This is a genomic window from Thermosporothrix hazakensis (genome assembly GCF_003253565.1).
Classification (GTDB): Bacteria; Chloroflexota; Ktedonobacteria; order Ktedonobacterales; family Ktedonobacteraceae; genus Thermosporothrix; species Thermosporothrix hazakensis.
On sequence record NZ_QKUF01000024.1, the window covers coordinates 79,993 to 90,760 of the forward strand.

8 protein-coding genes are annotated in these 10,768 nt (G+C 51.9%); 4 read left to right on the plus strand and 4 right to left on the minus strand.

Features of this window, described 5'->3' with window-relative positions:
- Positions 1 to 309 precede the first annotated feature (309 nt).
- From EI42_RS24025 to EI42_RS24035, 3 genes are all read left to right on the plus strand, one after another.
- Positions 310 to 846, plus strand: a complete 537-nt coding sequence (locus EI42_RS24025; protein WP_111325190.1) for a macro domain-containing protein — start codon at positions 310 to 312, stop codon at positions 844 to 846.
- 389 nt (positions 847 to 1,235) lie between these two features.
- Entirely contained in the window at positions 1,236 to 2,030 is a 795-nt protein-coding gene (map, locus tag EI42_RS24030; protein ID WP_111325191.1) for a type I methionyl aminopeptidase, read from the plus strand.
- A 47-nt stretch (positions 2,031 to 2,077) separates the two neighbouring features.
- The gene (locus tag EI42_RS24035; protein WP_111325192.1) at positions 2,078 to 3,379 is read left to right on the plus strand and encodes an aminopeptidase P N-terminal domain-containing protein; all 1,302 of its coding nucleotides are present in this window, start codon (positions 2,078 to 2,080) and stop codon (positions 3,377 to 3,379) included.
- A 13-nt stretch (positions 3,380 to 3,392) separates the two neighbouring features.
- Here the strand turns inward: EI42_RS24035 and EI42_RS34480 are convergent, their stop codons facing one another.
- Positions 3,393 to 3,731, minus strand: coding sequence for a J domain-containing protein (locus EI42_RS34480; RefSeq protein WP_170142871.1), 339 nt, complete (start codon positions 3,729 to 3,731; stop codon positions 3,393 to 3,395).
- Entirely contained in the window at positions 3,731 to 4,180 is a 450-nt protein-coding gene (dut, locus tag EI42_RS24045) for a dUTP diphosphatase (RefSeq protein ID WP_111325194.1), read from the minus strand. The genes EI42_RS34480 and dut overlap by 1 nt, the downstream gene beginning before the upstream one ends.
- Before the next feature lie 869 nt (positions 4,181 to 5,049).
- On the opposite strand from dut, the gene EI42_RS24050 reads away from it, so the two are divergent.
- Positions 5,050 to 6,285, plus strand: coding sequence for a sigma-70 family RNA polymerase sigma factor (locus tag EI42_RS24050; protein WP_111325195.1), 1,236 nt, complete (start codon positions 5,050 to 5,052; stop codon positions 6,283 to 6,285).
- Positions 6,286 to 6,580: 295 nt separating this feature from the next.
- Here EI42_RS24050 and EI42_RS24055 read toward each other — a convergent pair whose 3' ends face one another.
- Positions 6,581 to 8,935, minus strand: a complete 2,355-nt coding sequence (locus EI42_RS24055) for a RelA/SpoT family protein (protein WP_211326328.1) — start codon at positions 8,933 to 8,935, stop codon at positions 6,581 to 6,583.
- A 477-nt stretch (positions 8,936 to 9,412) separates the two neighbouring features.
- Positions 9,413 to 10,768, minus strand: a 1,356-nt coding sequence (locus EI42_RS24060) for a TGS domain-containing protein (protein ID WP_146505415.1), incomplete at its 5' end; no start/stop codon positions are given.

Below are 10,768 nucleotides of genomic sequence, written 5' to 3' on the forward strand. Positions count from 1 at the left end.
GAGGCCTTTGATTCCATGAACGAGAGTGAAAGCCTGCATTCCTCCCTCACCTCTCAGGGTGAGCCTTGCAGCAGTGTTTAGCATTGCTGAGGGTTGGAACAAACAAACAAGCAAAAGAACAAACAAACAATCAACCATGCTCACTGCCAGCAGCAAAAACCCCTGGCAAGATACTCGGAGGCAAGCGGAAGAGTGCTCACTTTTCCACTTGCCAGGGGGTCAAATCTTCTTCATAATTGCATGGTTCCTTTTTGAAACGTCAGCCCGCTGATAGAGCGACTCCATCAGTGGCGAGAAAAGCGATTGCGTATGCTCACAAAAACGATCAACAAAACAGCGCTTACTCTCCTTCAAGGCAATATTGTTGAGGTAGAAGCCGAAGCGATTGTCAACGCGGCCAATTCGGGGCTCACCGGTGGTGGCGGTGTCGATGGAGCAATCCACCGTGCAGCAGGTCCAGCGCTCAAACAGGAATGCCAGAGAATCGGAGGCTGCCCGACTGGAAGTGCGGTTGCTACCTCGGCAGGGTACATGAGGGCTCGCTATATTTTTCATGCCGTCGGCCCTGTCTACGGCCATCACCCCAACCCTGAGGCCTTGCTGAAAAGCGCCTATCAGGCCTGTTTTGCTCTGGCGAAGCAATATCACGTGAAAAGTATTGCCTTCCCGTCACTGAGCACGGGAGCATACCGCTATCCGCTGCCAGAAGCGGCGTTGATCGCGCTGCGCACAACGATTGAACAATTACAGCAACCAACCAGCCTGGAACATGTGCAGTTTGTTCTGTTCGATCAGCGAGCCTATGCAATCTTTGAACGAACCTTGCACAATCTACTACAACCCTGAGAACGAACGAAAAAGGGCAATCATAGAATTTCCTCCACGGCTATTTTGCTCTTGATTGCCCTTTCGTTTTCCCACCTTGCTGCCCGCTACAGCTATATCTATCTATTTGCAAGTTCACCCATACTGAGATATGATACACCTCAGTATTTCGTTTTTATCTATCTGTTTCCCTTCATCATGAACGTAGTTTCAATCCCCGGCAGTCTCTCAAAGAACTGCTGCACATCTCCTCCTCGACGGGAGATGAGAGAGAAGGGCAGGCTTCAGCTTCATGGATAGCTTCACAGGGCAGCAAATTCCATGAAAGCAGATGAGGCCGCTTCTAGAGTCTATTGTATTCATTGCAGAACCGTTTCATGATTCAACGCTAGAGTCTCAGGAGCCAGTCTATGTTGTATCTGAAAAGTGACCAGGAAATAGCCGCAATGCGCAAGGCAGGCCTGGTCGTCTGGCATGCGCATCAGGCCGCCGCCGCCTTGATCCAGCCGGGCATTACCACTGCTGAGATTAATGAAGCCGTCGAACGCAGCATTCGTGAACAGAACGCGACTCCACTCTTCAAAGGTGTTCCCGGAAAAGTTCCCTTCCCCGCCGCAACCTGTATTTCAGTGAACGAGCAAATCGTACACGGGATTCCCGGGTCCCGTCGCCTGCAAGAAGGCGACATTGTCAGTATCGATATTGGCGCAAAACTCAATGGCTGGTGTGGGGACGCCGCAACTACCTACGTCGTCGGACAGGTCGATGAGAAGAAACAGAAACTCCTTGAGGTCACGGAAAAGGCCCTGAAAATCGCGATTGAAGCCATTCCTCGCTGTCGGATGTGGAGCCAGGTAGCCCAGCGAATCGAAGATTTTGTCCACAAGGCGGGCTTTGAGGTCCTCGAAGGGCTGGTTGGTCACGGTATCGGCTCAGAGATGTGGGAGCCGCCCCAGGTGCCAAACTATTATACTCGTCAGTATCAGATCAATGGGGATTTCCCGCTACAGCCTGGTCTCGTGATCGCGATTGAGCCAATGGTCAGCTATAGTAGCCGATCCTTCCAGACACTTCCCGACCACTGGACGCTGGCGACCGCCGATGGCTCTCCCAGCGCCCATTTCGAGCATACTGTTGCTATTACCAGGAAAGGCCCACAAGTGCTTACAGCAGGCCCTGATGGGAAAGGATGGGCCATCTCCTGAGCGCATGCATCCCTATTCATTCTTGAAATGTGGAGGATAAAACCCAAATGTCATTTGCAGCTCGTCGAAACACCTTTATGCAGCGGATGGATGGTGGCGTTGCCATCTTCCGAAGCTGTCCCCCCTATCAACGGAGCGGCGATAGCCTGGAGTTTGCCTATCGTCAGGACAGCAACTTCTATTATTTAACCGGCTTTGAGGAACCGGAGTCTATTTGTGTGCTGGCCCCCGAACACCCGGAGCACCACTTTATCCTTTTTGTTCCTCCTCGTGATCCCAAAATGGAGACCTGGACGGGACGCCGTGCAGGCCCCGAAGGTGCCGTCAAAGACTATGGCGCGGATGTGGCTTATTCGCTTGATCAGCTTGATGAGAAGCTCCCCGAATATATCAAAGGATGCAAAAATCTCTATTATAGCAGCGGAACAGCCTCCAACTACGATACCAGCCTGCTTGAACTGCTTCAGCGCTTCCGACGCAAGGGACTGGCCCCCCGGGCGATCATCGATCCGCAGTTCATTCTCAGCGAAATGCGCGTCCGCAAGTCACCCGAGGAACTGGATATCCTTCGTCAGGCGGCCAAAATCAGCGCGGAAGCCTATCGCGAGGTCTTAAAGGCCTTGAAACCGGGAATGCATGAATACGAGGTGCAAGCCATTCTCTCGTATGTCTATCAGAAACACGGGTCACCCCGGCACGGTTATGCGCCTATCGTTGGCTCAGGAGCCAATAGCACTATTCTGCATTATGATACGAACCGCCGCCAGATGCAGGATGGTGACCTTGTGCTGATTGACTCCGGTTGTGAATATCAATACTATAGTGCTGATATCACCCGTACCTATCCCGTCAATGGGCGCTTCTCCGAGACACAGCGGAAGGTCTACTCAATTGTGTTGAACGCGCTGGAAAGCGCCATCGCGATGGTCAAACCCGGCATCACTCTGACCGATATTCATAACCGCACGGTTGAGATTCTGGTTGAGGGCCTGATTGAACTGGGAGTTCTGAAGGGAGAGGTCCAGCAACTGATCGCGGATAAAGCCTATGCCCCCTTCTACATGTACGCTACCTGCCACTGGCTCGGTATTGACGTGCATGACAAAGGACCCTACAAACGCTCCGGTCTGTGGGATGAGGACGTCAGGCTTGAACCGGGCATGGTCTTCACCATCGAACCGGGCCTCTACTTCGCAGAAGGAACAGAGGGCGTCGATCCGGCCTACTACAACATTGGCATTCGCATCGAAGACAACGTGATCGTCACCGAAGATGGCTGTGAAAACATCACCCTCGATGCACCGAAGACCATTGAGGAGATCGAAGCACTGATGGCGCAACGCGCCTGATAGCCTGAGAGATCTACCGCATTTCTTTTTTCAGCTCACGGAAAAAGCCGGAGAACCCCTGTTTCCAGGTCATCTTCTGCTTGTTCCGTGCAGCTTCTTTCCGGCGTCGGATCTCCTCGCGGAGCAAGCGATAGCGCATCTCTTCGAGAAACTCGATATCATAGCGAGCGCGCTTCGCCTCATTTCCAAGCGTATCATAGGCCTCATTGAGCTCTTTGATACGGTTATCCGACGCCTCTTTGTTTAGATCCGGGTGATACTGCCGCACAAGGGTGCGATATCGCAGCCTGATTTCCTCCTGCGTGGCAGTTCGTGGTACACCCAGAATAGCATAGAAGTCTTTGAGCGCCATCACACACCTGTACTACCGAAACCACCTCGCCCTGTGCCAACTTCGTCGATCTCACGCCACTGTGCTTGCGCTACCGAAACAAAGATGCCTTGCGCGATTCGTTCACCTCGTTCAACAATCACTGCTTCATCCCGGAAGTTATACACGGAAATACGCAGCTCATCCCCCTCTCCACAATAATCCTGGTCGATCACCCCCACACCATTGGGCATTAGCAGGCCTTTTCGTTTCGCCGTGCTACTGCGCATAGTCAGCATCAGCATATAGCCCGGCGGCGTCTGCACAATCACATTGGCAGGAATCAACGCCAGTTCCCGAGGACCAACAGTCATCGTTTCACGACAGAACAGATCAAAGCCGACTGAACCGGCGGTCGCATAGGTTGGCAAGGGCAGAGTTGGATCAACTCGCTTAATAGCTACTTGAAAGCCATTCTCAATATCACTCATATTGCTATTCTAGAGAATAGATACAGAGGCGTCAAGTATGAGGGCTCTGGCACAGGAAAGCGGTATCAGACGCGTCCCAACCTGATCAGAAAGATGCCACTCTATCATTTCTGTACAGAGGCTTCAAGCATGCCAAAGGTCGATCTATTCTCTCATTTAGCATTTGATACATCTATATTTCATCTATCATGAGTCTATTTCTCACTTTATAATCGTTCTCTCTTCGACAGAGCAATCACTTTACCCTTAAAGCTCCTCATTCAATACAAAACATTTCACGCTCACCTGTACATCCTTTTGTATGTCACAACAACAGACATCCATTATCAGAGGCAAAGCATATTGACACGCTCTGGATAATAGAGGGAAGTATAGAAACATTTTCTTATGCCGATACAATGGAGTATGAAACATGCATCCTCTTTCTCCGCCATGAACTTCTCATTGAAGCGTTTGCTCGTCCAGGGGAGCCTAAATGCCACTCTGGAATGATGTCTAACGTATACACTAAAAAGGATAAATTTTATACGGTTTTGTACATTTTCACCAGAGTATAGCTCAAAAATGAGTCAGAAGGACTAGAATGAGAGGGAAGCATGCGTTATAATTGGAGTAGGAATAAATTCCGGCCTGACTGTGTTTTCTTAATGTAGCAGCAGCTCTTTCTGGGCTGTTAAGTGTAGCAATAAACCAATATTAAGCAGACAAACAACCAACGGAGTTAATTTGCACGTCTTTGCATTCCTCCCACTCGGCGCTCGGACAGAATGGTCCGGAGAAGGCTCGCTTTCCTGAGTTGAGTGTAGGACCAGACCGACAGACCTATATCTTGCTGCTTAGGATATACAATTTTTCATGGAGGGCGCACAATGATAGACATAAAGCGTGCGACAGGATCTACGCTTAATTTCCATAAATCTCAGAAAACCTCAGATCCGAACAAGCGGTTTGACCCTGTCGAAGATCTGCTTGCACAGGATCTTGACTATACAGCGGCGGATGATCTTCCAGAGAACTTTAAAGATGATGACCTTGAGTTGGATGAGGATGAAGCTTTAAACGATCTGGAGGCTGGTTCTCTTGACCTTGCTGATGATTCTGCCTCGCTTGTCATAGAAGATGAGCACGATGATGTCACCTCCGCTGATTCCCACGATTTAGATGAGCCCATCCTTGCCATTCCATCTATTGAGACAGGAGAGGCCAGTAATATGCGCCGCTCCGGTACCCGACGTCGTCGTTCAGAAGATCATGACGAAAATATGGTCAATGCCGCCGACGCCGGTGAATCCGATGCAGTGATGACTTATCTACGCGAGATTGGCCGTGTGCCGATGATTACCCACGAGCGCGAGATTGAGTTAGCCAAGCGCATTGAGGCGGGCGATCGCGACGCAATGAAACAGTTTATTCTGGCAAACCTGCGTCTTGTCGTCAGTATTGCCAAGCGCTATGTCGGTCGTGGTTTGACTCTGCTTGATCTGATCCAGGAAGGAAATATCGGGCTTATTCGCGCCGTTCAGCGCTACGATTGGCGCCGCGGTCACCGTTTCTCCACACACGCGACCTGGTGGATTCGACAGGCCATCAGTCGAGCTGTTGCAGATAAAGGCCGTACCATTCGCCTTCCAGTCTATGTCAATACTGCGCTTAACCGAATTCGCCGCGAGCGTCAACGCCTTCTTCAGGAGCTCGGTCGCGAGCCTTCCGAGCAGGAACTAGCCGAGGCTACTGGACTGGACCCTGTCCGCATGATGGAGCTCCAGGCAGCACCAGGCGCACCGGTCTCGCTTGAACTACCTGTTGGTGAAGACGATGACCAGGAACTCGGAGACGTCCTGCCAGATACCGAGTCGGCCTCGCCGGAGGAACTGGCTACGACCCAGACCCTTAAGGATGAGGTCCAACGCGTCCTGGAATCCGTGCTGACACCACGTGAGCAACTGGTCTTGCAGCTTCGCTTCGGTCTGGGCAATGGTCAGGCGCATCCGTTGGAGCAAGTAGGCCGCGAACTGGGTATCACCCGTGAGCGTGTACGCCAGATTGAGGCGGGCGCACTGGCAAAGCTTCGCCAGCCTCCCGTGCTGGAACGCCTGCGCGGCTAAAAAATATATCCTCTCAAAAAAAGAAACACCTGCTGGGTGAGTCCCCACAGGAGGGCGGTATCTTTTTCGATCCATCCTCCCGTGGGGACTTTACTCATTTCTGAGAACATGGTAACTCTTCTGGGCATAGCGTCAGGGCATTTTTTGCGGTAACATATCTTGCAATTCACAGATTTACACGTACCGCTTATAATAAAGCATGCCCTGGGTGGTAGCCCTTCATACACTCTTTCTACCAACTTCATCGTGTTATCCACAACGAGTAAGCGGACCAGGGCATCCCCTTCTTGCCTTGCTACTCCTCTTTCTTGATCTTCTTCCCCGTATCGCGCTCAACCGAGAGCACATCCTTGATCTTCTCAAGCCGCTGAAAGATGCGAGGCAGAATCTCAAGGTTATTGATTTCCAGCGTCGCGCTCACAATGATCTGCTCGCGACTCAGCCCCTGACGCGTATGGAAGGCGTTCAGGTTAATCCCGTACTCAGAAATGACGGTCGCGATATCCCGGATCAGATCAGGGCGATCACGCGCCAGGATAATGATCGGGGCGTGATAGCGCGTCTGGCTCATGCCCGTCCAGTTCACGGCAATCAGGCGATCTTTCTCCCCTCCCTTTAAACGAGCAATATTCTGACAGTCAGCACGGTGCACAATGACACCTTTGCCCCGGCTAATAAAGCCAACAATTTCATCACCGGGCAGAGGATAGCAGCAGTTGGCCAGCCTCGTCAGCAGGCCTTCAACGCCCGCTACCTGTAAATTCGCAGGCGCCTGACGTGTGGAAGACGGTGGCGTCACCTTTCCTTCTGGCTCTTTGCTCTCCTTCGGTTCGCGGGCCTGGAGATGTTCCTGCACCTTCGCACACACAGTATGTGCCCGAAGATCATCAGCGCCGACAGCAGCCAGAATATCATCAAACGACTGCATCTTCAGTTCACTGCACAGCATATTCTCAATCTCTTCATTGATGAGATCAACGCCCCGCAGGTTCATCGTTTTGAGGGTATGCTCAATGCGCTCACGCCCGATCTGAATGTTGATGTCACGCTCGTGCGTCTTCAGATAGCGACGGATCTTATTGCGAGCAGCAGCCGTTCGTGCAAAGTTCAACCAGTCCCGGGTAGGATGGGCGCTTCGATTGGTCACAATATCGACGATCTCGCCACTTTGCAGCTCATAATTCAGCGGGACCATCCGCGATACCAGGCGATCACCGTCCGCCCCTTCCACATGGGTAATGATGCGCGCTCCCGCGCACTTATCGCCAATCTTGGTATGAATACGATAGGCAAAATCCAGCGGCGTCGAGCCAACCGGCAGATCTTTTACCTCGCCCTTTGGCGTAAAGACAAAGATCTGCTCCTCGAAGAAGTCATCCTTCACCGCCTGCACAAACTCGCTATCGGTATTGCCAGAGGCGCGTAGCTCCTGCTGCCACTCGGCAAGCTGATGAATCCAGGTGAGGAGCTCCTTCGCAGAAGATGAGGCCGTGTCACCGACATCCTTATAATGCCAGTGCATCGCGACACCATATTCGGCCATCTCGTGCATCTCATGTGTGCGGATCTGGATCTCGACAAGCTGATCATCCAGACAGAAGACTGTGGTATGCAGCGCGCGATAGCCGTTCGGCTTGGGATTTGCGATAAAGTCCTTGATGCGTCCTTCCTTCGGCTTCCAGAGGCTATGAACATGGCCGAGGGCGACATAACAATCTGTAGTAGAATCAACCAGTATCCGAAACGCTATCAGGTCATGAATCTGGCTCACATCGGCTGCGGCCTTCAGAGCCTCCAGATCCCCTCCGACATCCCCGGCATTCCGTTCCAGCTTCTTATAAAAGCTCCAGAGATGCTTGACACGCCCGGACACCTCAGCCTTCACGCCAATAGCCTTCATTTCTTTGCGTAAGACATCGCAGATGCGGTCCACATACGAGCGCCACTGTTTGCTCTCGGCTTCAACAATACCACGAACCCATTCATACTTTTCTGGCTCAAGGATCTTAAAGGCGAGGTCTTCTAGCTCACTCTCAATGCGCGACATACCCAGACGCCCGGCCAGAGGCGCATAAATCTCACGCGTCTCCTGGGCGAGGTTCAGCAATTCCTGCTGATCCCCCTGATAGTCAGGTTTACACATATAGCGCATTGTATGTAGCCGGTATGCCAGCTTGAGAGCGACAACGCGGGGGTCCTCAGCCATCGCGACAAACATCTTGCGCACCGTTTCGGCCTGCTGCCGACGCATCGCCTCACGAACACGCGGCTTCTTGCTCTCTTTATTCTCTGTGCTACTGGCAACACCTGGACTACTGGCATCCTCTTCACTGCTCTTCTGGGCGCTGAGCGCGCTCTGTTTCCGCCGTTCAAGGATGTTAAATCGCTCCATGCTATAGATGACATGGGCAGTCGCGCTACCAACTATCTCTTCTACCTGTTCAAGAGGGAGAAGATCCGCATCTACAGCCTCAAAGAGCAATCCAGCCATGACGCCGATCGCATCTATATGCATCTGCGCCAGAATCAGGGCAACCTCAAGAGCATGCTCGATCAGAAGGATTCCACGTTCATCGACAAGATCTTGATAGCTGTGCACTGCCAGCGTGAGCGCCTGTTCAATTTTTGTAATGTCGTCTGGGGGTGCCACATATTGGCGTACCAGGGCAAGCAGTCTTCTCTCTTCTTCTGAGTGATCGCGTGCCACAACTTGTTGATCTAGAGACATATTAACCATGACCATACATATGCTAGGTAAGCTCTCCAGAATACTCAGTAAAATCCGTACCTACAGCTTTCGTCACAAACAATGTTTCACTACAACCAGCGGGCTGGTTTCGGGACAGCAACAAGCATCCTGTTTTGTACACGACAGCAGACAGTGGTTAAGCGCAGTTTTGAGTGAGCCAGCCTCAACACCATACCAGCAGCAAGGGCTTTGCTCATACTTCGTGGCAACTGACAGTACTACCAGGTACATCGAGTAAACACTTGATGGTCCTCTCTTAGTACTAACACGCTGCCCTCAGAAAAACATTTCTTTACGCAAACAGCATGGTACATTTTGACTAGCCCTAACACATTACTTCTACCAAACAAGAAGGAGGGCTATCGAGGAAAATCGGTTTTAATGGCTTGTCAAGCAGCGGTCAACACTCACAACGTTCTTTACCTGACGCAGGCGCCGCAGAATACGCTCCAACTGATCCAGAACCCCTTCAGCGCTTATTTCCAGCGTGGCGGTAATCACCGCTTTTTGTGAAGAAGCATTGGTCGTCGAAGTGACTGTCGTCATGTTGATACTGGCGTCTGCCACAACCGCGGCAACGTCACGCAACAATCCAGAGCGATCATGCGCCACAATCGTAATAGGTGCAAGGTATGCCTCCGGTGCAAGCTGCCGCCAGTGAACCTCTACCAGCGAACCCGGATTCTTCTCGCGTACAGCGTTCAAACGTAAACAATCCGTACGGTGAACATACATTCCCTGATTCGGACTCAGGACACCTATTATTGTATCACCTGGAATGGGACAACAACACTCAGCCAATTTGACAAGGTCAGCCGCCTCATTCTCCTGATAGCCAGATTCCACAGCCGGAGTCTCGGTACACACTGGCTCGCGTATCTCGCCTTCGCGCTGCAACAGCGGAAGTAGCAGCTTCTTGACCTCCTCAACGCTGAGATCCTCGCGTCCCATTGCAACATAGAGATCATCGAGTGTGGCATAGCGGGCAAGCGCGTTTCCGCTCCCCTCTGCCCGTACACGCTGCAAGAGCTGTTCGATATGCTCATTGATCCCGGTCGCACCCATTGTCTTGAGGGCCAGATCCAGGCGTTCACGTCCTAGTTGGAGGTTGATCTCGCGTTCATAGGTTTTGAGGTACCGTCGAATTTTGTTGCGGGCCGCATTCGTGCGGGCAAAGTGAAGCCAATCGCGGGTGGGATGTACAGCCACATTGGTCATAATATCAACAATCTCGCCGCCCTTGAGCTCATAATCCAGCGGAACCAGGCGCGTGACCAGGCGTCCGCTCTCATCCATGTTGGTGATAATGCGAGCACCGGCACAGTGATCACCCAGATCGGTATGGATGCGATAGGCCATATCGAGCGGTGTGGAGCCCCGAGGCAGATCCTTGACCTCACCCTTTGGCGTAAAGACGAAGATCTGATCCTGGAAGACATCCCCTTTAAACGCCTCGACAAACTCGTCAGCGCTCTCAGGAAGCTCCTGCTGCCATTGGCGAAGCTGCTCAATCCAGGCCACCATCTCCTTATAGGAGAGCTTCCAGCTATTGGGCGAGCCTTCTTTGCCCATGCGATCTTTCAGATACCAGTAACTGGCAATTCCATAGTTGGCGGTTCGCTGCATATCATGGGTGCGGATCTGAATTTCAGCCAGGCGATCGTGCAAACAAAAGACGGTTGTATGGAGGGATTGATAGCCGTTGAGTTTGGGGGTAGCAATGAAGTCTTTAAT